Annotated in this window: 25 protein-coding genes; 21 read left to right on the forward strand and 4 right to left on the reverse strand. The window is 72.1% G+C overall.

Translation table 11 applies throughout. From position 1 onward, the window contains the following. Positions 1-4: 4 nt before the first annotated feature. Positions 5-883 carry a diaminopimelate epimerase gene (dapF, locus tag ABCS02_RS05690; protein WP_345834624.1) on the forward strand — a complete coding sequence of 293 codons (879 nt, stop codon included), beginning with the start codon at positions 5-7 and terminating at the stop codon, positions 881-883. A 4-nt stretch (positions 884-887) separates the two neighbouring features. Here the strand turns inward: dapF and ABCS02_RS05695 are convergent, their stop codons facing one another. Continuing rightward, on the reverse strand, positions 888-1,505 hold the full coding sequence (locus ABCS02_RS05695; protein ID WP_345834625.1) for a methyltransferase: 618 nt from the start codon (positions 1,503-1,505) through the stop codon (positions 888-890). An 89-nt stretch (positions 1,506-1,594) separates the two neighbouring features. Here ABCS02_RS05695 and hflX point away from each other — a divergent pair, with 89 nt between their 5' ends. From hflX to ABCS02_RS05715, 4 genes are all read left to right on the forward strand, one after another. Beyond that, complete coding sequence (gene hflX, locus ABCS02_RS05700) at positions 1,595-3,142, forward strand: GTPase HflX (protein ID WP_345834626.1); 1,548 nt, start codon at positions 1,595-1,597, stop codon at positions 3,140-3,142. 200 nt (positions 3,143-3,342) lie between these two features. Continuing rightward, positions 3,343-4,338, forward strand: coding sequence for a methylenetetrahydrofolate reductase (locus ABCS02_RS05705; RefSeq protein WP_345834627.1), 996 nt, complete (start codon positions 3,343-3,345; stop codon positions 4,336-4,338). Beyond that, on the forward strand, positions 4,335-6,686 hold the full coding sequence (gene metE / locus ABCS02_RS05710) for a 5-methyltetrahydropteroyltriglutamate--homocysteine S-methyltransferase (RefSeq protein ID WP_345834628.1): 2,352 nt from the start codon (positions 4,335-4,337) through the stop codon (positions 6,684-6,686). The genes ABCS02_RS05705 and metE overlap by 4 nt, the downstream gene beginning before the upstream one ends. Before the next feature lie 87 nt (positions 6,687-6,773). Further along, positions 6,774-7,124, forward strand: coding sequence for a metallopeptidase family protein (locus tag ABCS02_RS05715; RefSeq protein WP_345834629.1), 351 nt, complete (start codon positions 6,774-6,776; stop codon positions 7,122-7,124). A gap of 74 nt (positions 7,125-7,198) precedes the next feature. Here the strand turns inward: ABCS02_RS05715 and lexA are convergent, their stop codons facing one another. Continuing rightward, positions 7,199-7,867 (reverse strand): transcriptional repressor LexA, encoded by a 669-nt coding sequence (lexA, locus tag ABCS02_RS05720; protein ID WP_345834630.1) that lies wholly within the window; start codon positions 7,865-7,867, stop codon positions 7,199-7,201. Positions 7,868-8,132: 265 nt separating this feature from the next. Here lexA and ABCS02_RS05725 point away from each other — a divergent pair, with 265 nt between their 5' ends. The 6 genes from ABCS02_RS05725 to ABCS02_RS05750 all read left to right on the forward strand — a co-directional run bounded on the left by ABCS02_RS05725 (position 8,133) and on the right by ABCS02_RS05750 (position 12,767). After that, positions 8,133-8,501 (forward strand): LysM peptidoglycan-binding domain-containing protein, encoded by a 369-nt coding sequence (locus tag ABCS02_RS05725; RefSeq protein WP_345835176.1) that lies wholly within the window; start codon positions 8,133-8,135, stop codon positions 8,499-8,501. A 214-nt stretch (positions 8,502-8,715) separates the two neighbouring features. After that, positions 8,716-9,840: a histidinol-phosphate transaminase gene (locus ABCS02_RS05730; RefSeq protein WP_345834631.1), complete on the forward strand. Its 1,125-nt coding sequence runs from the start codon at positions 8,716-8,718 to the stop codon at positions 9,838-9,840. Next, the gene (gene hisB / locus ABCS02_RS05735) at positions 9,837-10,439 is read left to right on the forward strand and encodes an imidazoleglycerol-phosphate dehydratase HisB (RefSeq protein ID WP_345834632.1); all 603 of its coding nucleotides are present in this window, start codon (positions 9,837-9,839) and stop codon (positions 10,437-10,439) included. Before ABCS02_RS05730 ends, hisB begins: the two co-directional genes overlap by 4 nt. After that, positions 10,436-11,068, forward strand: coding sequence for an imidazole glycerol phosphate synthase subunit HisH (gene hisH, locus ABCS02_RS05740; RefSeq protein ID WP_345834633.1), 633 nt, complete (start codon positions 10,436-10,438; stop codon positions 11,066-11,068). Before hisB ends, hisH begins: the two co-directional genes overlap by 4 nt. 57 nt (positions 11,069-11,125) lie before the next feature. Further along, positions 11,126-11,872, forward strand: a complete 747-nt coding sequence (gene priA, locus ABCS02_RS05745; RefSeq protein WP_345834634.1) for a bifunctional 1-(5-phosphoribosyl)-5-((5-phosphoribosylamino)methylideneamino)imidazole-4-carboxamide isomerase/phosphoribosylanthranilate isomerase PriA — start codon at positions 11,126-11,128, stop codon at positions 11,870-11,872. Beyond that, positions 11,856-12,767: an SseB family protein gene (locus ABCS02_RS05750; RefSeq protein ID WP_345834635.1), complete on the forward strand. Its 912-nt coding sequence runs from the start codon at positions 11,856-11,858 to the stop codon at positions 12,765-12,767. Before priA ends, ABCS02_RS05750 begins: the two co-directional genes overlap by 17 nt. A gap of 89 nt (positions 12,768-12,856) precedes the next feature. Here ABCS02_RS05750 and ABCS02_RS05755 read toward each other — a convergent pair whose 3' ends face one another. Continuing rightward, on the reverse strand, positions 12,857-14,104 hold the full coding sequence (locus tag ABCS02_RS05755) for an MFS transporter (protein WP_345834636.1): 1,248 nt from the start codon (positions 14,102-14,104) through the stop codon (positions 12,857-12,859). Between the two features lie 89 nt (positions 14,105-14,193). On the opposite strand from ABCS02_RS05755, the gene ABCS02_RS05760 reads away from it, so the two are divergent. The 9 genes from ABCS02_RS05760 to ABCS02_RS05800 all read left to right on the forward strand — a co-directional run bounded on the left by ABCS02_RS05760 (position 14,194) and on the right by ABCS02_RS05800 (position 23,240). Next, positions 14,194-15,093: a LysR family transcriptional regulator gene (locus ABCS02_RS05760; protein WP_345834637.1), complete on the forward strand. Its 900-nt coding sequence runs from the start codon at positions 14,194-14,196 to the stop codon at positions 15,091-15,093. Beyond that, positions 15,090-15,305, forward strand: a complete 216-nt coding sequence (locus ABCS02_RS05765) for a hypothetical protein (protein WP_345834638.1) — start codon at positions 15,090-15,092, stop codon at positions 15,303-15,305. The genes ABCS02_RS05760 and ABCS02_RS05765 overlap by 4 nt, the downstream gene beginning before the upstream one ends. A gap of 21 nt (positions 15,306-15,326) precedes the next feature. Beyond that, positions 15,327-15,890 (forward strand): HhH-GPD-type base excision DNA repair protein, encoded by a 564-nt coding sequence (locus ABCS02_RS05770; RefSeq protein ID WP_345834639.1) that lies wholly within the window; start codon positions 15,327-15,329, stop codon positions 15,888-15,890. A 48-nt stretch (positions 15,891-15,938) separates the two neighbouring features. Beyond that, a complete protein-coding gene (locus ABCS02_RS05775) occupies positions 15,939-19,448 on the forward strand; it encodes a TM0106 family RecB-like putative nuclease (RefSeq protein WP_345834640.1) in 3,510 nt (1,169 codons plus the stop codon). A 16-nt stretch (positions 19,449-19,464) separates the two neighbouring features. Beyond that, entirely contained in the window at positions 19,465-19,878 is a 414-nt protein-coding gene (locus tag ABCS02_RS05780; protein ID WP_185277043.1) for a helix-turn-helix transcriptional regulator, read from the forward strand. 55 nt (positions 19,879-19,933) lie between these two features. Next, complete coding sequence (locus ABCS02_RS05785) at positions 19,934-20,353, forward strand: VOC family protein (protein ID WP_345834641.1); 420 nt, start codon at positions 19,934-19,936, stop codon at positions 20,351-20,353. A 243-nt stretch (positions 20,354-20,596) separates the two neighbouring features. After that, positions 20,597-21,556, forward strand: a complete 960-nt coding sequence (locus ABCS02_RS05790) for a MetQ/NlpA family ABC transporter substrate-binding protein (protein ID WP_345834642.1) — start codon at positions 20,597-20,599, stop codon at positions 21,554-21,556. A 2-nt stretch (positions 21,557-21,558) separates the two neighbouring features. After that, on the forward strand, positions 21,559-22,584 hold the full coding sequence (locus ABCS02_RS05795) for a methionine ABC transporter ATP-binding protein (RefSeq protein ID WP_345834643.1): 1,026 nt from the start codon (positions 21,559-21,561) through the stop codon (positions 22,582-22,584). Next, positions 22,581-23,240, forward strand: coding sequence for a methionine ABC transporter permease (locus ABCS02_RS05800; protein WP_345834644.1), 660 nt, complete (start codon positions 22,581-22,583; stop codon positions 23,238-23,240). Before ABCS02_RS05795 ends, ABCS02_RS05800 begins: the two co-directional genes overlap by 4 nt. 15 nt (positions 23,241-23,255) lie before the next feature. Here the strand turns inward: ABCS02_RS05800 and ABCS02_RS05805 are convergent, their stop codons facing one another. Continuing rightward, the gene (locus ABCS02_RS05805) at positions 23,256-24,500 is read right to left on the reverse strand and encodes a citrate/2-methylcitrate synthase (protein ID WP_345834645.1); all 1,245 of its coding nucleotides are present in this window, start codon (positions 24,498-24,500) and stop codon (positions 23,256-23,258) included. Positions 24,501-24,551: 51 nt separating this feature from the next. Here ABCS02_RS05805 and ABCS02_RS05810 point away from each other — a divergent pair, with 51 nt between their 5' ends. After that, positions 24,552-25,718, forward strand: coding sequence for a citrate synthase (locus ABCS02_RS05810; protein WP_345834646.1), 1,167 nt, complete (start codon positions 24,552-24,554; stop codon positions 25,716-25,718). Positions 25,719-25,779 lie beyond the last annotated feature (61 nt).

The raw sequence follows: 25,779 nt of genomic DNA on the forward strand, positions 1-25,779 counted from the left end.
TGCGATGGCGACGCTCCACTTCACCAAGGGTCAGGGGACCGGCAACGACTTCGTGCTCTATTCCGACCCGGACGGGCGCCAGCCGCTGACGCCGCAGCAGATCGCCGCGATCTGCGACCGGCACTACGGGATCGGCGCGGACGGCGTGATCCGCGCGGTCCGCTCCACGCACCTGCCGGAGGGCGCAGAGGCGCTCGCGGAGGACGACGGCGCAGAGTGGTTCATGGACTACTACAACGCCGACGGGTCCATCGCCGAGATGTGCGGCAACGGCATCCGCGTCTACGTGCGCTACCTGCTGGCGTCCGGGCTCGCCGAGCTCGCCGACGGAGACACCCTCCCGATCGGCACCCGCTCCGGCGTGCGCGACGTCCAGCGCAACCTCACAGGGTTCCAGGTCGACCTCGGCCGGTGGAGCCTCGACGGCGGCGAGCCGCTGGTGCGCGCCAAGGAGCTGCCGGTCGCGCGCCCCGGGCTCGGCATTGACATGGGCAACCCGCACGTGGTCGTCGCGGTCGCCGACGAGTCCGAGCTGGAGGCCGCCGACCTCACGTACATCCCGCACATCGAGCCGGAGCCCGAGGACGGCGCCAACGTCGAGTTCGTCGTTCCGCAGGAGCCGCTGGTGCGCGACGGCGTCGGCCGCATCCGGATGCGCGTGCACGAGCGTGGGAGCGGCGAGACGCTCTCCTGCGGCACCGGCGCGGCCGCGGCGGCGCTGGCCGTGCGGCACTGGGCCGGCTCCGGCGCGCCCGACCAGTGGCGCGTGGAGGTCCCGGGCGGCACGGTGGGGGTGCGGATGTTCCCGACGGAGGACGGCGAGCACGTCGCCCTCTCCGGCCCGGCCGAGCTGGTCTACACCGGCACGCTCGAACTCGCCTGAGGCGTCAGGCGGCGGCCGGCTTGCGGGTGCGGAGGACGCGGTAGCCCTTGGAGATTGCGGCGCGCGTCGTCGTCAGCTCGGGCATGGTCGCCTGGATCCAGCGCTGCAGCGAGTCGCTGCCGAGGTTGCGCTGCACGACCAGCCAGGCGTCCGAGCCCGGCTCCAGTCGCGGCAGCCAGCGCTGCAGGATGTCGTGCAGCTCGTTCTTGCCGACCCGGATGGGCGGGTTGGACCAGATCGTGGTGAATTCCAGCGTCTCGGGAACATCATCCGGCGTCACGGGGTTAACATTTGTCAGACCGAGCTTCTGCGCATTCCGGCGCACCACGTCCAGCGCTCGGGTGTTGACGTCGACCGCCCAGACGGTCGCATGAGGGGATTCGAGAGCAAGTGTGAGAGCCAGAGGCCCCCAGCCGCAGCCGAGGTCGAGGAACTGACCTCCGGGCGGCGCGGAGGGGACATGGTCGAGGAGCACTCGCGTACCCATGTCGATGCGCTCGGGGCTGAAGATCCCGTTCGCCGTCACCAGTTCGTACGTCTGGCCCGCCAGGCGTGCGGTGAACGGCCGCAGGTTCAATTCGCTCTCGGGAGCGGGTGAGAAGTAGTGATCTCCGCTGGCCATATAGAGGACCGTACAGGACGCGGACCATCAGACAAACACGGCAGAACAGACAGACTAGGGTGTACCCCACCTGGATCAGGGGACAGTGAATGACCGAACGAACAGATTTCGAAGAGCAGACCGCGGAAGTGACCGCCGGACACGCCGCAGACCACACCGTCGACGACGTCGTCGCGCGCGTGCTCGCCACCCAGCAGAACCGCGCCACCGTGACGCTGTTCGGCTCCGGAGCCCAGGCGCTCCAGTCCAGCGACACCGACGGCGACGGCCACGACGGCGAGCAGTACGAGCGCGAGGAGCGTGCGGCGCTCCGCCGTGTCTCCGGGCTCTCGACCGAGCTGGAGGACGTCACCGAGGTCGAGTACCGGCAGCTCCGCCTGGAGAACGTCGTGCTCATCGGCGTGTACTCGCAGGGCTCGCTGCAGGACGCAGAGAACTCGCTGCGCGAGCTCGCCGCCCTCGCCGAGACCGCGGGCGCCGCGGTGCTCGACGGCCTCCTGCAGCGGCGGCCGCATCCCGACCCCAGCACCTACCTCGGCCGCGGCAAGGCGGAGGAGCTGGCCGGGGTCGTCCGGGCGCTCGGCGCGGACACCGTCATCGCCGACACCGAGCTTGCGCCCAGTCAGCGGCGCGCGCTGGAGGACGTGGTGAAGGTGAAGGTGGTCGACCGCACGGCCGTCATCCTCGACATCTTCAGCCAGCACGCCAAGAGCCGCGAGGGCAAGGCGCAGGTCGAGCTCGCGCAGCTCGAGTACCTGCTCCCGCGCCTCCGCGGCTGGGGCGAGTCGATGTCCCGCCAGGCCGGTGGCCAGGTGGGCGGGGCGGGTGCCGGCATGGGCTCGCGCGGACCCGGTGAGACGAAGATCGAGCTCGACCGGCGCCGCATCCACTCGCGGATGGCGAAGCTGCGCAAGCAGATCGCCGGGTTCAAGCCCGCGCGCGAGGCCAAGCGGGCGAACCGCAACCGCAACTCGGTGCCCTCCGTGGCGATCGCCGGGTACACGAACGCGGGCAAGTCCAGCCTCCTGAACCGGGTGACCAAGGCGGGCGTGCTCGTCGAGAACGCCCTGTTCGCGACGCTGGACGCGACCGTGCGCCGCTCGGTGACCGCCGACGGCCGCCTCTACACGCTGGCCGACACGGTCGGCTTCGTGCGCAACCTGCCGCACCAGCTCGTGGAGGCGTTCCGCTCGACGCTGGAGGAGGTCGCCGACTCCGACGTCATCCTGCACGTGGTCGACGGCTCCCACCCCGACCCGGCGTCGCAGCTCGCGACGGTCCGGGACGTGATCGGCGAGGTCGGCGCCAGGGACATCCCGGAGATCGTGGTGTTCAACAAGGCCGACCTCATCCCGGCCGACGACCGGCTCGTCCTGCGCGGACTGGAGCCGGGCGCGATCTTCGCGTCCGCTCGGACCGGGGAGGGCATCGACGAGGTGCTCGCGGCGATCGCGCGGCTGCTGCCGGACCCGTCCGTCGAGGTGGAGCTGGTCGTCCCGTACGACCGCGGCGATCTGGTGTCGGCGCTGCACGAGCGCGGCCGGGTGCTGTCGACCGAGTACGTGGAGGACGGCACGCGCGTGCGCGCCAGGATCATGCCGGAGTACCAGGCCGTGTTCGAGCCGTTCGCCGTCTAGAGCGGGCGAGCACCGGTTAAGGAGGCCGGGCGGAACCACTGTGTCACTAGATGACGCAGCGGCTTCCGCCCGGCCTTCGTCGTTGTTACTGTGCCTACACAACCGAAGCGGGCGACCGCTGACGTGGTGCGACAGCCGAGCCCGGCACCCGCCCGCCCCTCCCATTCGACGTTCCCGACGTCGACCGGAGGAGCCCGCCTGTGACGCTGATCGACACCCGAGGAATCATGGACTGTACCGACGCGCGGTTCTCATTCGAGCTGTATCCGCCGCGCAATGAACGCGCCGCGGCCGCGCTGCCCGCGACGATCGACCGCCTCGCCGCCGCCGGTCCCGACTTCATCTCGGTGACCTACGGAGCGAACGGCTCGTCGCGCTCGTCGTCGCTGGAGGTGCTGCGCTACATCCTGGAGCAGACCGACGTCAGCCCGATGGCGCACCTGACCTGCGTCGGGTCCACGCACTCCGAGGCGAACCGGCTGATCCGGGAGTTCCTGGACGCCGGCATCCGGCGGTTCCTGGCCGTGCGCGGCGACCCGCCCGCGGGCCTCGCGCCCGGGGACGACGGCCTGGGCGACATCAAGAGCTCCGCGGAGCTCGTGCAGCTCATCCACCGGGTGCAGGCCGAGCGCGTCCCCTACGACGCGCTCCCCGTCCCGGGACTGCGGGCGCAGGCCGTGCTCTCGCACCGCGAGCACGTGCAGATCGCGGTGGCGGCGTTCCCGCACGGGCACCCGTCCCGCACCGTGTCGCAGGACATCGACGCCCTCCTCTCCAAGCAGGCGGCGGGCGCGAACCTCGGGATCACGCAGCTCTTCTTCCACGCGGAGGACTACCTCTCGTTCGCGCAGAAGGCCAAGGACGCGGGCGTGACCTTCCCGATCCTCCCCGGCATCATGCCGGTCACCTCGCCCGCGCGCCTGGCGCGGATGCTGGAGCTCAGCGGCGAGGACCTCCCGAGCGACCTCGCCATCCAGCTGGAGGTCGAGCCGGACGAGGAGGGCAGGCGCGAGCTCGGCATCGAGTGGACCGCGCGCCTGGCGCAGCGGCTGCTCGACGGGGGCGCCCCCGGCATCCACCTCTACACGTTCAACCAGCACGCCGCCGTCCTCTCGGTCCTCGAGAGGGTGGGGCTGCTGGACCCGACCTCATCCACCACCTCCACCCCCTCGCAGAAAGCAGGCGACCCCGCATGACCGACACCACCACCCGTACCGCCTTCCCGGTGGGCACCATCATCGGCTACCCGCGCATCGGCCGGCGCCGTGAGCTCAAGAAGGCCGTCGAGGCGTTCTGGGCCGGGCAGACCACCGCCGAGGAGCTGGAGGCCACGGCCGCCGGGCTGCGCGCGACCACCCGGGAGCGGCTCGCCGCGCTCGGCCTCGGCCGCGACGACGCCGCGATCCCGGAGAGCTTCAGCTTCTACGACCAGGTGCTCGACGCCGCCGTGACCGTCGGCGCGATCCCGTCCCGGTTCGCCGACCTCGCCGCGGCGGACGGCTCGGTCGACCTGGCCGGCTACTTCACGATCGCCCGCGGCGAGGGCGAAAAGGCCCCGCTGGAGATGACCAAGTGGTTCGACTCCAACTACCACTACCTCGTGCCGGAGCTCGGCCCGGAGACGGCCTTCCGGCTCGCGTCCGACCGCATCGTGCGCGAGTTCGAGGAGGCCCGCGCCGCCGGGTTCGTCACCCGCCCGGTGATCGTCGGCCCGGTGACCTTCCTGCTGCTGAGCAAGCCGAGCGACGAGGCGCCGGAAGGCTTCCGTCCGCTGTCGCGCCTCGCCGACCTCCTGCCGGTCTACCGCGAGCTGCTGGGCCGCCTGGCCGCCGCCGGCGCGCCGTGGGTACAGCTCGACGAGCCCGCGCTCGTCTCCGAGAGCATCGAGGAGCCGCGCACCGAGGTGCTGGAGGCGGTCCGTGCCGCGTACGCCGAGCTGGGCGGTGCGGCCGAGCGGCCCGCGATCTTCGTGGCGGCGCCGTACGGCAGCCTGGACGATGCCCTCCCCGCGCTCGCCGTGTCGCCGGTGGAGGCGATCTCCCTCGACCTGGTGCGGGGGAGCATCCCGGTCGGGCTCGACGCCGCCACCCGCACCGCGCTGGCCGGCAAGACGCTCGTCGGCGGCGTGATCGACGGCCACAACATCTGGCGCGGCGACCTGGAGGCGGCCTTCGGGACGCTGACCGAGCTGCTCTCGCTGAGCCCGGACGTCGCGGTGTCGACCTCCACCTCCCTGCAGCACGTCCCGCACGACGTGGACGACGAGCCGGACCTCGACGCGCGCCTGAAGACCTGGCTCGCGTTCGCCGACCAGAAGGTCGGTCAGGTCGCGGTGCTGGCGCGCGGCATCGTGGACGGCCACGAGGCCGTGCAGGACGAGCTCACGGCGGCGACGGCGGCGCTTGCCGACCGTGCCTCCGCCCCGGGCGTGCGCGTCGACGCCGTGCGCTCGCGGGAGGCCGCGCTGACCCGGGCGGACTTCCGCCGCGGCGAGTACAACGCGCGGCAGGCGGCGCAGGACGAGGCGCTGCACCTGCCGTTCCTGCCGACCACCACGATCGGGTCGTTCCCGCAGACCGCGGACATCCGACGCTCGCGCGCCCAGCTCGTCGCGGGCGTCATCGACGAGGCGGAGTACCTCGGCCGCATGCAGGCCGAGATCAAGCGGGTCGTCGACCTCCAGGAGGAGATCGGCCTCGACGTCATCGTGCACGGCGAGCCGGAGCGCAACGACATGGTGCAGTACTTCGCCGAGAACCTGGACGGGTTCGCGGTCACCCGCAACGGCTGGGTGCAGTCGTACGGGTCGCGCTGCACGCGCCCGTCGATCCTGTGGGGCGATGTGTCCCGGCCGAAGCCGATCACGGTGGACTGGTCGACCTACACCCAGACGCTGACCGAGAAGCCGGTCAAAGGAATGCTGACCGGGCCGGTCACGATCCTCGCCTGGTCGTTCGTCCGCGACGACCAGCCGCTCGGCGAGACCGCGCGCCAGGTGGCGCTCGCGCTGCGCGACGAGATCGCCGACCTGGAGGCCGCGGGCATCCGCGTCGTGCAGGTGGACGAGCCGGCGTTGCGCGAGCTGCTGCCGCTCAAGCGCGCCGACCAGGCCGCCTACCTGGACTGGTCGGTGGGGTCGTTCCGGCTCGCGACCTCCGGGGTGGCGGACGCGACGCAGATCCACACGCACCTCTGCTACTCGGAGTTCGGCGTGGTCATCGACGCGATCCGCAACCTGGACGCGGACGTGACCAGCATCGAGGCCGCGCGCAGCCGGATGGAGGTCGTCCACGACATCCAGCGCTCCGGCTTCGAGCACGGCATCGGCCCGGGCGTCTACGACATCCACTCGCCGCGCGTGCCGTCGGTCGCCGAGGTCACCGAGCTGCTGGAGACCGCGCTCAGTGCGATCCCGGGCCGTCAGCTCTGGGTGAACCCGGACTGCGGGCTCAAGACGCGCGGCTACGACGAGACGGTGGCGTCGCTGCGCAACATCCTCGCGGCGACGCGCGACGTCCGGGAGCGCGTGGGCGTCACGGCCTGATCGCCCCTGCCGGCTCGGCCGCGCTGTCCTTTCCGCTGTGCGCGGACGGGGCAGCGCGGCCTTCGTCGGTTCGGGGATGATGAGCGCATGGTGCGCATTGCGGACGACGAGTTCGAGCGGCTGGTGGACGACGTCTTCGACGGCCTGCCGGACGACATGGTGCGGCCGCTGGAGAACGTGGCGATCATCATCCAGGACCAGCCGCCGGGCGCGCGGCCGCGGCTGTACGGGCTGTACACCGGGCATCCGCTGACCCGGCGCGGGGTCTACGGGTTCGGCGAGCTCCCGGACCGGATCACGCTGTTCCGGAACAACCTCGAGGCGAGCTGCGAGACGGTCGAGCAGCTCCGCGCCCGCGTGCGCATCACCCTCGTCCACGAGATCGGCCACTACTTCGGCCTGGACGACGCCCGCCTCCAGGAGTTGGGGTGGGCGTGACCGCGCCGCGATTTGTGCCGAATGGCGACTCCGGCCGCGGCTAACGCGCCATTCGGCACGAATCGCGGCGTGTGTCAGACGGTGCGGAGGACGGCGACGACCTTGCCGAGGATGGTCGAGAAGTCGCCCAGGATCGGCTCGAAGTTCGAGTTGCGGGGGAGCAGCCAGGTGTGGCCGTCGCGCTGGCGGAACACCTTGACCGTGGCCTCCTCGTCCAGCATGGCCGCGACGATGTCGCCGTTCTCCGCGGTGTTCTGCGCCCGGACGACCACCCAGTCGCCGTCACAGATGGCGGCGTCGATCATCGACTCGCCGACCACCTTGAGCATGAAGAGCTCGCCGTTGCCGACGAGCTGGCGGGGAAGGGGGAAGACCTCCTCCACCTGCTGCTCGGCGGTGATCGGGACGCCGGCGGCGATGCGGCCGACCAGCGGGACCATCGCGGCGTCGCCGACCGGGGTCTGGCTCTCGAAGTCGGGCGTGGCCGACGGGACGTCGATGAGGATCTCCAGCGCGCGCGGCCGGTTCGGGTCGCGGCGCAGGTAGCCGCTCAGCTCCAGCTGGTTGAGCTGGTGGGTGACGGACGAGAGGCTGGAGAGGCCGACGGCGTCGCCGATCTCGCGCATGCTCGGCGGGTAGCCCCGCGTGCTCACGGAACGCTGGATCACGTCGAGGATGGCGAGTTGCTTCTCGCTGAGGTTCTTACGGCGCCGCGTGCGCGGAGCCTGGTTCTCGTTCGACACGCTCGTCCCTTCGTGACCGTCGCCGACACCCGGAGGAACCGAATGTCGGTGGTGCCTGGTTGTCTTACGTCCAGACAATCGAAACTGTATCCACAGTACGGCTGCCCGACAAACATGTGTTCGAGTGTGTCTCGAAATACATGCCAGTTTTTTCGGCCGGAGGAGGATTGCGGTCTCGAACATTCGAAGATATATTCGGAACAGAGCTTCGACCGGAGCCTTTGGAGGTCACGACATGAGCGCAGTGGTTATGCACAACGTTGGGATGAACAGCGCCCCGGTGGCTGGCGCCCAGGTGAGTGGAGTGCAGGCGGCTGGACGTGTTCGGCTGCGGCTCACGCGGCGCGGGCGAGCCGTGCTGACGATGCTCGTCGCGCTGCCGATCGTGATCGGGGCCATGGTGTTCGCGCTCAACGGCGGAGGTGCCGCGGCCACGGGGGAGCAGGCGCACGTGACCTTCCACTACGTGACGGTGCAGTCGGGGGACTCGCTGTGGTCGGTGGCGTCGCGGATCGCGCCGAACGCGGACCCGCGTGATGTGATCGCGGAGCTGGTGAACCTGAACGGGCTGTCGTCGGCTGTGGTGACGCCGGGGCAGCAGCTGGCGATTCCGACGCAGTACGACGGGAAGTAGAGGGCGGGCCGCCGCCGCCGTCAGCCTGGTCGGCCCCGCCGCCACCTGGCCCACCGCATGAAGGAGAAATCGCGCGACACGCTGCAGAATCTCCTGTGGTTGGGGGTTCGGCAGGAGATTGGGGTGCGTTTTCCTTTTTGCGGGACGGTGTGACGGGGGTGCCGCGGGGCGTCACACGGCAGGAGCGTTCAGTGTGGCTGGTTAGCATTGAGGGGTGACCTCCCTTTCCGATCTTCCGATCCGTGATGACCTGCGTGGGCGCACGCCGTATGGGGCGCCGCAGAAGGTTGTGCCCGTCGCGTTGAACGTGAATGAGAACACGCATCCGGTGCCGGAGGATGTCGCCGCGGATATCGTTGCGCGGGTCGCGGTCGCGGTGACGGGGGTGAACCGTTACCCGGACCGGGAGTTCACCGAGTTGCGGGAAGCGTTCGCTCGCTACCTCGGGCACGGGCTGACGGCCGAACAGGTCTGGGCCGCCAACGGGTCCAATGAGGTGTTGCAGCACATACTTCAGGCCTTCGGTGGGCCGGGGCGCAGCCTCCTCGGGTTCGCTCCCACGTACTCCATGTATCCGCTGTTGGCGTCCGGCACCGGGACGAGCTGGATCGCGGCCGGGCGCGACGCCGACTTCGAGCTGTCGGCGGAGACGGCGGCGGCGGCCGTGCGGGAGCACGATCCGGACATCGTCATCCTCTGCTCGCCGAACAACCCGACGGGGACACCGCTCTCGCTCGACACGATCGAGGCCGTCTATGCCGCGGCGCGCGGCATCGTGATCGTGGACGAGGCGTACGCCGAGTTCATGCCGGAGGGCGAGCCGTCCGCTCTCACGCTGCTCCCGGGGCGCGAGCGACTGCTGATCTCGCGCACGATGAGCAAGGCGTTCGCGTTCGCGGGGGCGCGCGTCGGCTACCTGGCCGCCGATCCCGCCGTGGTCGACGCGCTTCGGCTGGTGCGGCTCCCGTACCACCTGTCCGCGATCACGCAGGCCGCCGCGCTCGGGGCGCTCGCCCACTCGGACGAGATGCTCGCGATGGTCGGCGAGATCCGGGCGCAGCGCGACCGGCTCGTGGTGGAGCTGGCGGAGCTCGGCTATCTCCCGCACCGCAGCGGCAGCAACTTCGTGCTGTTCGGCGGCGTGGACGATCCGCACGCGGTGTTCGAGGCGCTGCTGGAGCGTGGCGTGCTCATCCGCGACGTCGGCATCCCGAACCACCTGCGCGTCACCGCCGGCACCGAGACCGAGACGACGGCATTCCTGGAGGCGCTGCGTGCGCTCGGCCGCCCGACCGGAGCCGTGGCAGCCTCCGCCCAATCGGTAAGCTCGCAGTCATGACGAATCGGACCGCCCAGCTTCAGCGCGCGACCAGTGAGTCGAGCATCGAGCTCAGCCTCGACCTCGACGGCACCGGCGCGTCCGACATCCACACGTCGGTCCCGTTCTACGACCACCTGCTGACCGCGTTCGCCAAGCACTCGCTCACCGATCTGACGGTGCGGGCGAGCGGCGACACCGACATCGACGTGCACCACACCGTGGAGGACGTCGCGATCGTGCTCGGCCAGGCCATCAGGAAGGCGCTCGGCGACAAGGACGGCATCTCCCGCTACGGCGACGCGCTCGTCCCGCTCGACGAGGCGCTCGTGCAGGCGGTGGTCGACATCTCCGGCCGTCCCTACCTGGTGCACGGCGGCGAGCCGGCTGGGTTCGAGTTCCACCTGATCGGCGGGCACTTCACCGGGTCGATGGTGCGGCACGTCTTCGAGGCGATCGCGTTCAACGCCGGGCTGACCGTGCACGTCACGGTGGTCGGCGGCCGCGACCCGCACCACATCGCGGAGGCCGAGTTCAAGGCGTTCGCGCGCGCGTTCCGGCAGGCGAAGGCGCTCGATCCGCTGGTGTCCGGCATCCCGTCCACCAAGGGCGCGCTGTGAGCGCACCCGACGTCGTCGTCTTCGACTACGGCACAGGCAACGTCCACTCCGCGGTCAAGGCGCTGGAGGCCGCCGGGGCGAACGTGGAGCTCACCGGCAACCGCCGACGTGCGCAGGAGGCCGACGGCCTGTTCGTCCCGGGCGTGGGCGCGTTCGCCGCGGTCGCGGACGCGTTGCGCCGCTCGCACGGGGACGAGGTCATCGACCGCAGGCTCGCCGGCGGCCGGCCGGTGATCGGCGTCTGCGTCGGCATGCAGGTGCTGTTCGAGCGCAGCGTCGAGCACGGGACCGAAGCCGAGGGGCTGGGCGAGTGGCCGGGGACCGTGGACCTGCTCCGCGCGGACGTCGTCCCGCACATGGGCTGGAACACGGTCGAGGCGCCGGAGGACTCCGTGCTCTTCGACGGCATCCGCGACGAGCGCTTCTACTTCGTCCACTCGTACGCCGCGCAGGACTGGACGCTGGAGGCCACCGGACCGTTCCCGCAGCCGCGGGTGACCTGGGCCGAGCACGGCTCGCGCTTCATCGCCGCGGTGGAGAACGGGCCGCTCAGCGCGACCCAGTTCCACCCGGAGAAGTCCGGCGAGGCCGGGCTGAGACTCCTGCGCAACTGGATCGGCTCGCTCTAGCGACGAACTCCCTCCGCGACGCGGACCCGAACGACCCCGACAGAGGAAACACACGACATGAGCGAACTCACGAACACGCCCAAGCTGGTCCTGCTGCCCGCCGTCGACGTCGCCGACGGCAAGGCCGTGCGGCTGACGCAGGGCGAGGCCGGCAGCGAGACCAGCTACGGCGACCCGGTCGACGCGGCCGCCGAATGGGTGGACGCCGGCGCCGAGTGGATCCACCTGGTCGACCTGGACGCCGCGTTCGGCCGGGGCGACAACCGCGACCTCCTGAAGAAGGTCATCCACCAGACCAAGGGCGTCAACATCGAGCTGTCGGGCGGCATCCGGGACGACGCGTCGCTGGAGCACGCGCTGGCGATCGGCGCGACCCGGGTCAACCTCGGCACGGCCGCGCTGGAGAACCCCGAGTGGGCGGCGAACGTGATCGGCCGCTACGGCGAGGCGATCGCGGTCGGGCTGGACGTGCGCGGGACGACGCTCGCGGCCCGCGGCTGGACGCGCGACGGCGGCGACCTGTGGGACGTGCTGGCGCGGCTGGAGGACGCCGGGTGCGCCCGTTACGTCGTGACGGACGTGACCAAGGACGGCACCCTCAAGGGCCCGAACATCGAGCTGCTGCGCCAGGTGATGGAGCGCACCGAGCGCCCGGTGGTGGCATCCGGCGGCATCTCCAGCCTCGACGACATCGCCGCGCTGCGCGAGCTGGTGCCGCTGGGCCTGGAGGGCGCGATCGTCGGCAAGGCGCTCTACGCCGGGGCGTTCACCCTGGCGGAGGCGTTGGATGTCGCCGGCGTCTGAGCCGACGGAGGGCGTGGAGCCGGGCGAAGGCTGGGCTGGCGCTCCGGAACCGCGCGACGCCTCCGCGACTCCACCCGGCCCCACCTCCACCGGCGCCGGCCGGCTGGCCGGGTTCGCGGCGACGCTCGCCGGGTTCACCGCCTCCGCCGGTGACTCCGCGGGCCAGCCGTGGGAGGGGCGCGAGTTCGACGACAACCCCTTCGGCGACGACGACGGGTCGGCGCCGCCCGAGCTGCTCGGCGCGCTCGCCGCGTTCCGCGCGGGGGAGGTCGGCGCGGAGGCCGTGGTGGACGCCGTCCGCGCGGTGCGCGTCCTCATCCCGCTCGTCGCCGAGCTGGGGGAGGAGGGCGTAAGCGACGCCGGACTCGCGGTCGATAAGACGCAGGAGCTGTCCATCGTCACCGTCGCGGCTCCGGATGGTCGCCGCGTGCTCCCCGTCTTCTCGTCGGTGACGGCGATGCAGGCCTGGAACCCGGAGGCGCGACCGGTGCCTGCGGCCGGTCCGCGCGCGGCCCTCGCGGCCGCGTCGGAGGAGACCGAGCTCCTGGTGCTCGACCCCACCTCCGAGACCGAGTTCGTGCTGCGGCGCCCGGCGGTCTGGGCGCTCGCGCAGGGCCAGTCGTGGCTGCCGAGCGACCGCGACCCCGTCGTGCTGGCGGCGTTCCGGGCGTCGATCGGATCCGAGCTCGGCGTGCTCGACGTGGAGCTGGCGGCGGGCGACCCGGGCTACCGCCTCGCCGGGGACGAGCTGGTGGTGCGGCTCACGCTCGCCGCCGGGCTGACGGCCGAGGAGCTGAACGCCATCCTGTCCCGGCTGGCGCAGCGCTGGGCCGCCGACGACGCGATCGCGACCCGGGTCGACTCCCTCCGCGTGCAGCTCACCGCCGCCCCCTGACCGGGCTCCAACCGCCGAGTACGCAGATTATCCGCGTACTCGGCGGTTTTCTCCCGATTTATCGCGTACTCGACGGTTTGGGGGCGGGGTCAGGGGGCGGTGGGGAGCATGCGGAGGGCGGCGACGACCGCGAGGACGGCGATGATCGCGACGAAGGCGACGAGCACCGGGACGAGCGGCCACAGGATGAGCGCGACGCCGACCAGGAGGACCGGCAGGGCCAGCCCGATGTAGGCGACGAGGAAGATCGCCGCCAGCACCTCCCCGCGACGCTCGGGCGCCGCGAGCGAGCCGGCCACGAGGATGGACGCCCGGAACAGCAGCCCGACCCCGGCGCCGGCCAGCACGCCCGCGATCAGGAACACCGGCAGCGAGTCGCCCAGCACGCCGACCGCCAGCCCCGCGAGCCCGACCGCGACGAGCGCTGTCGCCACGATCAGCGCCGTGCGCGACCGCAGCGGGGCGAACACGATCTGGGAGACCGCCGACGCCGCGAAGACCGAGAACGGCACCACCCCGGCCACGAGGTGCGACGCGACGTGGAAGGTCCCGGCGAGCACGCTCGGCGCGAGCGACGTGAACAGCCCGAAGACCGCGAAGCCCGCGAACGCCGCGGCGGCGGCGGCCGAGAACGCGCCGCGGGAGGCCGCGGGCACCGAGATGCGCTGCGGGCGGTAGGCGGGACGCTCCTCCGCGCGCTCCACCGTCTCCGGCACCAGCGCGACCGCCAGCGCGGCGCCGGCCAGGATCACCAGGAACACGGCGTACGGCAGCAGCAGCGGCGCGGGCAGGAACTGCGCGAACACCCCGCCGATCAGCGGCCCGAGCGCCAGGCCGCCGGTGTTGACGACCGTGGAGACCGTGCTCGCCAGGCGCGGCCCCTCGTCCGGGCGGGCGACCGAGCGCAGCTCGCCGAGGTGGGCCGTCGCGCTCGCGGTGAGCGCACCGACGCCGACGCCGGAGAGGAAGCGCGCGACGATGAGGCCGCTCACGTCGTTCCAGACCAGGAACAGCGCCGCCGCCACGAGCTCCAGCACGATCGCGACCAGCACCATCCGGCGCCGGCCGGCCCAGTCGCTCAGGTGGCCGATCAGGAACAGGCTCGCGATCACGCCGACCGCGTACGCGGCGAAGATCACCGTGACGATCCAGGTCGGGAAGCCGTCCCGCTGCTGGTACAGCGCGTACAGGGGCGTCGGGATGGTCGAGAACGCCATGACGGCGAGGAAGGCCGCGGCGATGATCCAGAATCCCGCGCCGTGGCGGAGGCGCCAGGGACGCGTATCCGGGCGCGTCGCCGCAGGGGTCGGGTGGGAGGCAGGGGCTTTCATCGACATGCCCACATCCTCCGCCCGGGCGCACGATCGTGTCCAACGAAAGCAATCAATCCTTGCGATCGGACAGAACGATCGAAAGGATGGTGGGCATGGACACCCGCCAGCTCGAATACTTCGTCGCCGTCGCCGAGGAGCTCAACTTCACCCGCGCGGCGGCGCGCGTCTTCGCCGCCCAGTCGACCGTCTCGGCCGGGGTCGCTGCCCTGGAGCGCGAGCTCGGCGCACGGCTGTTCGAGCGCGACGCGCACGGGGTCGCGCTCACCGGCGCGGGGGAGGCCGCGCTCGCCGAGGCCCGCGCCGGCCTCCAGTCCATCGAGCGGCTGCGCGACCTCGCCGCGGGCGACGGGGCGCTGCGCGGGGTGGTGCGCGTCGGGATCTTCACCAACCTGACCTCCATCGACCTCCCCGGGATCATGGGCGAGTTCCGCCGCAGGCACCCCGGGGTCGACCTCCGGCTCGGGCCGTCGCCGAGCGGTTCCACCGGGCTGGCGGACGACGTCCGGCAGGGGCGGCTGGACGTCGCCTTCTACGGCCTCCCCGACCCGGTGCCCGGCGCCATCGCGCTGCCGCTCGCCGACGTGCCGTTCGTGGCGGTCCTCCCGGAGGGGCATCCGCTCGCGGGCCGCGCCGCCGTCCCGCTCGCCGAGCTGGCCGCCGAGCGCTGGGTGGACGCGCGCGAGGGCTTCGGCAACCGGGTCGCGCTCGACCGGGCGCTCGCCGCGGCGGGGCTCGCCCGCGAGGTCGCGACCGAGGTGTCCGACCTGGGCGAGATCCCGCGGTTCGTGGCCGCGGGACTCGGCGTCGGCGCCCTCCCCGAGCTCACGGTCAACCGGGTGGAGGGCGTGGTCCTGCGCCCGTTGACGCCCGGCGTGGAGTGGCGGCTGAGCGTGCTCGCGCATCCCCGCCCCGGAGCGGCGGCCCGCGCCCTGCTGGAGCTGATCGCCGAGCGGTTCGGCCGGCCGGTTCCGCCTACGCTGGTGGGACCATGACCGTCTTCGCCGCTCTCGTCCTGTTCCTCAACGCCGTCTTCAACGTGATCGCCTGGCCGCGCTTCTTCGCCCGGGTCCGGTCCGACCAGCGCGCCAGGGACGCCGCCGGCCGCGCGACGGCCTTCCTCCGGGTGCACGCCGTGCTGCTGGGCGTCGCCCTCCTGCTCGCGCTGCTGTCGGCGGTCGCGGGCGTGCTGTTGCTCGTCGCCTGAGCCGGATGGGAGCATGAGTCCATGCCCATCACGATCACCGGCGACGCTGCAGCCGACGCCCTCCTCGACCAGTCCCCGTTCGCCCTGCTCGTCGGGATGATGCTCGACCAGCAGATCGCGATGGAGACCGCGTTCACCGGCCCCGCGAAGCTGCGCGACCGCCTCGGCTCGCTCGACCCGGCGGGGATCGCCGCGCTCGACCCGGACGAGCTGGTCGCGGTGATGAAGCAGCCGCCGTCGGTGCACCGCTTCCCCGGCTCGATGGCCGGCCGGCTGCAGTCGCTGTCCGCCGCGATCGTGGAGGACTGGGGCGGCGACACCGCGGCGATCTGGACGCAGGGCGACCCGAGCGGCGCGGAGGTGCTGCGCCGGCTGAAGGCGCTGCCCGGGTTCGGCGACCAGAAGGCGCGGATCTTCCTGGCGCTGCTCGGCAAGCAGAAGGGCCTCCAGGCGCCGGGCTGGCGGGAGGCCGCGGGCGACTACGGCGCGGAGGGCTACCGCTCGGTGGCCGACATCGTCTCCCCGGAGTCGCTCACCAAGGTGCGCGAGCACAAGCGCGCGATGAAGGCGGCCGCGAAGGGCTGAGGCGCGGGCACGGGCGGCGATGTCGGCGGCGGCCGATAGCGTAGCGGTGTGTTCCTACTCGACGGTGTGATCGTCACCAGCGCCAGCGATCTGACCGAGGCGTCCAAGTGCGAGTTCGCCTTCCTGCGGACGCTCGACGTCAAGCTGGGCCGGCTGGAGAAGACCGAAGAGGTCGAGGATCCGATGTACGTGCGCTCGTCGCGGCTGGGCGACGAGCAGGAGCACCACATCCTGGAGCGCTACCGCGAGGGGTTCGGCGACGGCGTCGCGGAGATCGCGCGGCCCGAGTCGCTGACCGCCGAGAGCCTCGCGGAGGCGGTGCGGCTCACCGCGGACGCGTTCGTGCGGGGCAGTGAGGTCGTCTTCCAGGCCACGTTCTTCGACGGGTCGTTCGTCGGATTCGCCGACTTCATCGTGCGGCTGCCGGATGGCCGCTACCGGGTCCAGGACTCCAAGCTCGCCCGGAGCGCCCGCGTCACAGCCCTGCTCCAGCTCGCGGCCTACGCGGAGCAGCTCCGGCGCACGGGCGTGGATGTCGACGGCACGGTCGAGCTGCTGCTGGGCGACGGCTCCGTCAGCGAGCACCGGCTGTCCGACATCGAGCCGGTCTACCGCAAGCGACGCGCGCGGCTGCTCGACATCATCGCCGCGCACGTCGCCGACCCCGGGCCCGTCCAGTGGGGCGACCCGCGGTTCACGGTCTGCGGACGCTGCGACACCTGCGACGCGGAGGTCACCGCCGCCCGCGACGTCCTCCTGGTCGCCGGGATGCGCGTCACCCAGCGCGAGCGGCTGGCAGCGGCGGGCATCACGACCATCGACGCGCTCGCCGCCTCCACGGGGCCGGTCGAGGGCATCCCCGACGGCACGCTGTCCGGGCTGCGCGAGCAGGCCAGGCTGCAGCTGGAGGCCGTGGAGGGCGCGCCGCCGCCGGTGCGCGTCTTCAATGCCCCGGTGCTCGCCGTCCTCCCCGAGCCCGACCCCGGCGACATCTTCTTCGACTTCGAGGGCGACCCGCTCTACACCGAGGGCGCGGGCGAGCGCTGGAACCTCGACTACCTGTTCGGGATGGTCGACCAGGACGCCAGGTTCACCGCGTTCTGGGCGCACGACTTCGCCGAGGAGCGCGTGGCGCTGGAGCGCTTCCTGGAGTTCATCCGCGAGCGCCGTGCCGCGTATCCCGGCATGCACATCTACCACTACGCGGCCTACGAGCAGACCCACCTGCTGTCGATCTCCGCCCGGCACGGCGTCGGCGAGGAGGAGGTGGACAGCCTGCTGCGCGACAACGTGATGGTCGACCTGTACCCGCTCGTGCGCAAGTCGGTGCGCGTCGGCTCGCGGTCGTACTCGATCAAGAAGCTGGAGCCGCTCTACATGGGCACCGAGCTGCGGCAGAGCGAGGTCACGAACGGCGCCGACTCCATCACCGAGTACGCGAACGCGCGCGACCTGATCGCGCTCGGCCGCTTCGACGAGGCCCAGCCGCTGCTCGACGCGCTCGGCGACTACAACCGCTACGACTGCGTGTCCACGCTCCGCCTCCGCGACTGGCTGCTCGCCCGCGCCGCCGAGGCCGGCGTCCCGATCGGCGCCGCGCCGCTGGAGGAGCCGGAGCCGGCGCCGGAGGAGTCCCCGCTGCGCGCCGGCCTGCTCGGGTTCGCCGGCGACCCGCTGGACCCGCACCGCACGCCCGACCGGGAGGCGGTGGCGCTCGCCGCGGCTGCGATCGACTTCCACCGGCGCGAGCAGAAGAGCTTCTGGCAGAGCCACTTCTCCCGGCTCATCCAGCCGGTGGAGGAGTGGGCCGACACCCGCGACGTGCTGGTGGTGGAGTCCGTTCAGGTAGTGCGCGACTGGTATCTGGACGAGGGCCAGCGGGTCGAGCGGCGCGAGCTGCAGCTGTCGGGCCAGTGGGGCGCGGGCAGCGCGATCCGGGTGAGTGAGAACTCCGGGCCGTTCCTGCTCTACGAGTACCCCGGACCGTTCCGGCTGCTGCGCGCTCAGCCCGGCGCGCGCACGGTGCGCAGCGCGGCCGTGATCGCGGTCGCCGACGACGGCTCGGTGCTGGTGCGCGAGACGCTGCCGGAGGACGTGGAGGCGTACCCGCACCTCCCGATGGCGCTCACCCCGGCGCCGCCGCCCAACACGCGCCCGCTCGCCGAAGCGGTCCGCGAGTGGGGCACGGACCTGCTGGCGGCGCGCCAGCAGGACCGCTGGCCGGTGAACGCCACCGTCGACCTGCTGCGGCGCACCCCGCCGCGCACGCGGTCCGGCGCGCTGGCGCCCGAGGGGCCGGAGGACGGCAGCGGGCGCATCGCCGCCGTCACCGCCAGCCTGCTAGACCTCGACTCCTCGTACCTGGCGGTGCAGGGGCCTCCCGGGACCGGCAAGTCCTACCTGGGAGCCCACGTGATCGCCCGTCTCGTGGCCGCGCACGGCTGGCGCGTCGGCGTGGTCGCGCAGTCGCACGCGGTGGTCGAGAACCTGCTCGACCGCGTCGTGGACACCGGGCTCGACCCCGCTCTGGTCGGCAAGGTGCCGAGCGGTTCGGCCAAGACGTCTCGATTCACGCCGTTGCGCCGGAACGGGCACCTGGAGTTCGCGGCCGAGCGCGAGGGGCGCGGCTACGTCCTCGGCGGCACGGCCTGGGACTTCGCCAACGCCGCGCGCATCCCGCGCGGGAGCCTGGACCTGCTCGTGATCGACGAGGCAGGCCAGTTCTCGCTCGCGTCGACCATCGCGGTCGGCGTGGCGGCGCGCAACCTGCTGCTGCTCGGCGACCCGCAGCAGCTCCCGCAGGTGAGCCAGGGCAGCCATCCCGAGCCGGTGGACGGCTCCGCCCTCGGCTGGGTGAGCGCCGGCCACGACGTGCTCCCGGCCGAGCTCGGCTACTTCCTCGCCGAGAGCCGCCGGATGCACCCCGCTCTGGCGGAGTCGGTGTCCCGGCTGTCGTACGAGGGCAGGCTGCACGCTTACCCGAGCGCCCGCGACCGGGAGCTCGGCGGCGTCGAGCCCGGCCTGCACCCGGTCCCGGTGGAGCACAGCGGCAACGCGACGGCCTCGCCGGAGGAGGCCGCGGCCGTCGTCCGCATCGTGGACGACCTGATCGGCCGCTCTTGGAGCGACCCCGACGCGGGCGTGGAGGACGCGCCGCTGGGCCAGGACGACGTCATCGTGGTGACCCCGTACAACGCGCAGCTCGCCGAGGTGCGCGAGTTGCTCGACGCGGCCGGCTTCCCGCAGGTGCGGGTCGGGACGGTCGACAAGTTCCAGGGCCAGGAGGCCGCCGTTGCGATCGTCAGCCTCGCCGCGTCGTCGGCGGCCGACGTGCCGCGCGGGATGTCCTTCCTGCTGATGAAGAACCGGCTCAACGTCGCGATCTCGCGGGCGAAGTGGGCGGCGTACCTGGTGCACTCGCCGGAGCTGACCGAGTTCCTGCCGACGACGCCGGCCGGGGTGGGCGAGCTCAGCGCGTTCATCCGGCTGGTCGAGCCGCGCTCGCAGCGCCTCCCCGCCGTCGCCGCGGGTGAAGCCGCTGGTGAGGCGCGGGCCTGAGAGCTACGGTGGAGGCGTGTCCCCGGAGGAACTGGAGGAGCTCGTCATCCTGCGACGAGCGCGCGACAAGATCGATCGCGAGTACGCCGAGCCGCTCGACGTCCCGACGATGGCAGCGTCTGCCTTCATGTCGCCGTCGCACTTCTCGCGCCGGTTCCGGGCCGTCTACGGCGAGACCCCCTACAGCTACCTGATGACCCGGCGGATCGAGCGCGCGATGGCGCTGCTGCGCGAGGGGATGACCGTGACCGAGGCGTGCATGGCGGTCGGCTGTACGTCGCTCGGGTCGTTCAGCTCCAAGTTCGCCGAGGTGGTGGGGGAGTCGCCGACAAGCTACCGCGCCCGCGAGCACCGGGCCGTGCTCGCGATGCCCAACTGCATCGCGAAGCAGCGCACGCGGCCGGTGCGGTCGAAGCCGATCCCGGGCTGAGCATTCGAGCAGGAATGGAGAAGCGCCGCCGGCGCCGCGTTCCTAGAGTGACGGTATGACCATTTCTCTTCAGTACTCGCACATCACCGTCACGAACCCCGAGGAGTCCCTCGCCTTCTATCGTGACGCGCTGGGGCTGGACGTCCTCAACGACGTCGAGTCGGGCGGCCACCACTGGATCACCCTCGGCGTCGCGGGGCAGCCGGGCACCGAGATCGTGCTGTCCGACCCGTACGCCGGCCGGTCGCAGTCCGACGGCGACGCCATCCAGGAGCTCGTCGCCAAGGGCGTGCTGACGAACGTCGTCTTCCGCACGGAGGACGACCTCGACGGCGTGTTCGAGCGCGTGCGCGCCAGCGGCGCAGAGGTGCTCCAGGAGCCGAAGGACCAGCCGTGGGGCCCGCGCGACTGCGCGTTCCGCGACCCGTCGGGCAACATGGTGCGCATCCTGGCGTCGGCGGCGCAGCCCGCGTAAGCGCAGCGTTGCGGTGTGCGCCGGCGGTCCCCCAATGGCCTCCGGCGCACACGTATCCCGATTCTTCCCAAGGCAGCGGCGCCCATCCAGAGTGTTTGCACCTTAAATCCAAAATCTGATGGTGCGGGCACGCGTCGTCATATTTCGGAATGCGGTTTGCCCTCCCGCTCCTCGCTTGGAAGGCTCGATGTGCCGCCAACCGTCCGCCGGCACATCCCACCCCTTCACAAGAGAGGCACAGCCATGCCCGACGCCACCCCGTCCGGAACCGTCCCCGCGCTCCCCGAGAAGCCGAAGCGCTCGAAGACCCCGTGGATCGTCGGCATCGCCGTCGTCGCGGTCCTTGCCATCGTGGGCGGCGTCGTCGCCGTCGTCAACGCGAACAACAGCGGCACGGCCGACGCTGCGGGCAAGACCGTCACGGTGAAGATCGGGACCACCGAGCAGTCCGCGCCGTACTGGCCCGTGCTGCAGAAGGCGGCGGCGAAGGAGGGTATCGACATCCAGGTCGTCGGCTTCAAGGACTACACGCAGGCCAACCCCGCCCTCGCCGACGGGCAGCTCGACCTCAACCTCTTCCAGCACCTGCAGTTCCTGGCGAACTACAACGTGCAGGCCCACCAGGATCTCGTGCCGCTCGCGTCCACGCTCGTCGTGCCGCTCTCGCTGTACTCCAAGAAGTACACGTCGCTGAAGGAGCTGCCCGCCGGGGCGCAGGTCGCAATCCCGAACGACCCCACCAACCAGGCCCGCGCTCTGCTCGTGCTCCAGCAGGCCGGCCTCCTGAAGCTGAAGAACGGCGGCAACACGCTGTCCACGCCCGCCGACATCGACGCCGCGGCGTCGAAGGTGACGGTCATCCCGGTGGACGCCGCCCAGACCGCTCCCGCGCTCGACTCCGCTGCCGCTGCCGTGATCAACAACACGTTCGTCGGTCCGGCGGGGATCGACCCGAACTCGGCGCTCTTCCACGACGACCCGAAGAGCTCCGCGGCCGAGCCGTACATCAACGCGTTCGTGTCCCGCGCGAAGGACAAGGACAACGCGACGTACCTCAAGATCGCCGAGCTGTACCACACCAAGGCCGTCCAGGACGCGGTGCTCGCGGACTCCAAGAACACCGCCGTGCTCGTGCAGAAGCCGCAGGCCGACCTGATCGCGATCCTGCGTTCGCTGGAGAAGTCGATCAAGGCGGCGAAGTAGGCGTGAGCGCCCTCATCGAGTTCCGCGGCGTCACCAAGAGCTTCCGCTCGGGCGACGCCGCGGTCTCCGCCGTCGCGGACATCGACCTGACCATCGAGCGCGGCGAGATCTTCGGCATCATCGGCTACTCCGGCGCGGGCAAGAGCACGCTGCTGCGGCTCATCAACGCGCTGGAGCACGCGACCTCCGGCTCGGTGGTGGTCGACGGCCGCGACCTGACCGCGCTGCGCGAGCGCGACCTCCGGAGCGTGCGGGCCGGGATCGGGATGATCTTCCAGCAGTTCAACCTGTTCCGCTCCCGCACCGTGTTCGCGAACATCGCGTACCCGCTCAAGGTCGCGGGCTGGACGGCGGACAAGCGGAAGGCGCGGGTGACCGAGCTGCTCGCCTTCGTCGGCCTGACCGAGAAGGCGTGGGCGTACCCCGACCAGCTCTCCGGCGGCCAGAAGCAGCGTGTCGGGATCGCCCGGGCGCTGGCGACCAACCCGGCCATCCTGCTCGCCGACGAGGCGACGAGCGCGCTCGACCCGGAGACGACGGCCGGCGTACTGGCCCTGCTCAAGCGGGTCAACGCCGAGCTCGGCGTCACCATCGTGGTCATCACGCACGAGATGGAGGTCGTCCGCTCGATCGCCGACCGGGTCGCCGTGCTCGATGCGGGGCGGATCATCGAGCTCGGGACCGTGTTCGACGTGTTCTCGAACCCGCAGACCGCGACCTCCCAGCGCTTCGTCGGCACCGTGCTGCGCAACCAGCCGGGGGAGGCCGACATCGAGCGGCTGCGCGGCAAGCACGCGGGACGGATCGTCTCGGCGCGCATCCACGACGACGGCCGCCTCGGCGCGGTGCTCTCCGACGCGGTCGGGCGGCACGGCGTGCGGTTCGAGATCGTCTACGGCGGCATCTCGGCGCTGCAGGGCCGATCGTTCGGGAGCCTCACCCTCGAACTGCTCGGCGAGCCGGAGGCGGTGGACGCGCTGGTCGCGGAGCTGCGCACGGTGACCGAGGTCGAGGAGGTCGCGGCATGACGGACTGGTCGACGCTCTGGCCGGTGTACCTGACCTCCATCGGGCAGACGCTCTGGATGGTCGTGGCGACGCTCGTGCTCGGCGGTGTGCTCGGGCTGGCGCTCGGCGTGCTGCTGTACACCACGCGGCCCGGCGGGCTGCTGGAGAACCGGGTGCTGTCGGCGGTGCTGAACGTGCTGGTGAACTTCGTCCGGCCGATCCCGTTCATCATCTTCATGACGGCGGTGGCGCCGCTGACGCAGGCGGTGCTGGGGACCTTCCTCGGCACGCCCGCGGCGATCTTCCCGATGACGATCGCGGCGACGTTCGCCATCTCCCGGATTGTGGAGCAGAACCTGGTCACGATCGACCCCGGAGTGATCGAGGCGGCGCGGGCGATGGGGTCGAGCCCGTGGCGGATCATCTCCACCCTGCTCATCCCGGAGGCGCTCGGCCCGCTCATCCTGGGCTACACGTTCGTGTTCGTCGCGATCGTGGACCTCTCCGCCGTCGCCGGGAGCCTCGGCGGCGGAGGCCTGGGAGACTTCGCCATCTCGTACGGCTACCAGCGCTACGACTGGGTGGTCACCTGGGTCGCGGTCCTCACGATCGTCGTCCTCGTCCAACTCGCCCAGTTCCTCGGCAACCGCCTGGCCCGCAAAGCCCTCCGCCGCTGACCGCTCGAGACGTGACTAATCGCGGAAATCCGGGGGCGGATTCCCGCGATCAGTCACGTCTCGGCGGGTGTAGCGGCCGAGGGGGCGGAGGCGGAGTGGGGGTTGGCGGTACTCGGAGAGGGCGTGGAGGATCCAGCCGGGGGTGCGGGCGGTGGCGAAGATGACCTCGCCGGCGTCGTCGGGCATCCCGGCGGCGAGAGAGAGCGCGGCGAGGGCGAGGTCCACGTTCGGAGCGACGCCCGTGCGGTCGCGCAGCAGCGCGGCCAGGGCGTCGACGGCCGCCGCCACGGGTTCGGCGCCGGGGACGGCGGCGAGCATCCCGAGCAGGATCCGCGCGCGCGGGTCGCCGGCCGGATAGAGCGGCTGGCCGAAGCCGGGGACGGGACCGCGCCCGTCGACCACGGCGTCGGCGACGACCCGGGCGGGCTCCTCGCCGGCGGCGACGCGGGCGAGCATCCGGTGGGCGGCGCGGCTGGCGTTGCCGTGCAGCGGGGAGTCGAGGGCGCCGAGGCCGGCCACGACCACGGCGTACGGGGTCGCGCGGGCGGACGCGGCGGCGCGGGCCGCCAGCGTGGAGACGGCGAGGTCGTGGTCGAGGAGGAGGACGAGGGCCGCGTCGAGGGTGCGGAGGGCCGCGGGGGAGGCGGGGAGCGGGGAGAGGCGCGACCAAAGCTCGGCGGCGAGTGTCGGACCCTCGGGCGCGGACTTCACCGGCAGCACCGCGACCATGCCCGCGATCAGCCGTTCGGCGGCGCCCGCCACGGCCTCCGGATCGAGGGAGGTGCGGAGCGGGTCGGCCGCGGCCAGGGCGGTGACGGCGACGAGCTGCCGGTCGCGGTCTCCCGCGCCGGGCGGGAGGGCGTCCGCGACCCGGCGGGCCGCATCCAGCCCGGGGCCGGGCGCGAACCGCACCGACGCGTCCCACCGCCCGGTGAGCGCCCAGTGCGCGACGACCTCGAACGGTTCCCGCGCCAGCTCCGCGGCGGGGCGGCCGCGGTAGTACAGCTCGCCGTCGTCGATCAGCGCGAAGTCCGTCTCGACCACCATCAGCGGGCGGCCCTCCGAGCGCGCGGGCTCCGGGGCCGCGCGGCGGCGGCGCGCCGAGGCGAAGGCCTCCACCTCCAGCGGGTCGAAGCTCGAACCCGCCGCCGAGCGCTCGCGGGTGAGCAGGCCGCGCGCGACGTAGGCGTACAGCGTCTCCAGTTTGACGCCGAGGCGCTCGGCGGTCTGCTCGGCGGTGAGCCGCGGGAGGTCGCTCATATTGATCCGATCAACGTTGACGTGCGTACAATCCACGTTCACACTACTGGCATGGACCGCATGAACGACACCCTCATCGACGTCCCGCGCGGGCTGACCAACGTCGTCGCCGCCAGCACCGCGCTCGGCGATGTGCGCGGGCAGGAGGGGTTCTACCACTACCGCCAGTACTCGGCCATCGACCTGGCGCGCGAGCGGACCTTCGAGGACGCCTGGTACCTGCTGCTGTTCGGCGAGCTGCCGTCCGCGCAGGAGCTGGCGGTGTTCCGGGCGCGGATCGCCGAGGCGCGCCGCCTCCCGGAGCAGGTCGCCGAGCTGCTGCCCGCGATCGCCCGGCTGACGGCGCACGACCGGCTGGCCGGACTCCGGATGGCGCTCGCCGCGGTCGCCGCGGCCGACGGGATGCGCCCGGTCTACGACGAGGACGACGACGCCCGGCTGCACGACGCGATCCGGGTCGCCGCGGTCACGCCCGTGCTGCTCGCCTCGTTGCACGCGTACGCGGAGGGCAGGACGCCGCCGGAGCCGCGCGACGACCTCGGCCACGTCGCCGAGTACCTGCGACTGATCACCGGGCGCACGCCGGACGCCGCGCACGAGCACGCGCTCAGCGCCTACCTGACCGCCGCGATCGACCACGGCTTCAACGCCTCCACCTTCACCGCCCGGGTGATCGCGTCCACGGGCGCGGATGTCGCGGCCGCGGTGGACGGCGCGCTCGGCGCCCTGTCCGGCCCGCTGCACGGCGGTGCGCCCAGCCGTGCGCTCGACACCCTCGACGCGATCGGCACACCCGACCGGATCGACGCGTGGATCACCGAGACCGTGAGCTCGGGCGGCCGGGTGATGGGTTTCGGCCACGCGGTCTACCGGACGGAGGACCCGCGATCGGTGCTGCTGCGGGAGGTCGCGCAGGGCTTCGGCGGCGAGCGGGTGGACTTCGCCGTGCGGGTCGAGGAGCGGGTCCAGCAGCTCCTCGAGGAGCTGAAGCCGGGACGCGGGCTGCACACGAACGTCGAGTTCTACGCGGGCATCGTGATGGAGCTGTGCGGCATCCCGCGCGAGCTGTTCACGCCCACGTTCGCGGTGGCGCGCGTGGTCGGCTGGACCGCGCACATCCTGGAGCAGGCGGCGGACGGCAAGATCCTGCGGCCGTCGTCGCGCTACGTCGGGCCGCCCGCGCCGGAGCCGCTGCCCGCGCGGCCGATCGCCGCCTGACCGCGGGCGTTCCGGGGGCGTATCGTGCTGCTCGGGCGGCCTCCTCAGCGGCCGCACGAGC

It is taken from the genome of Microbacterium sp. X-17 (assembly GCF_039615055.1).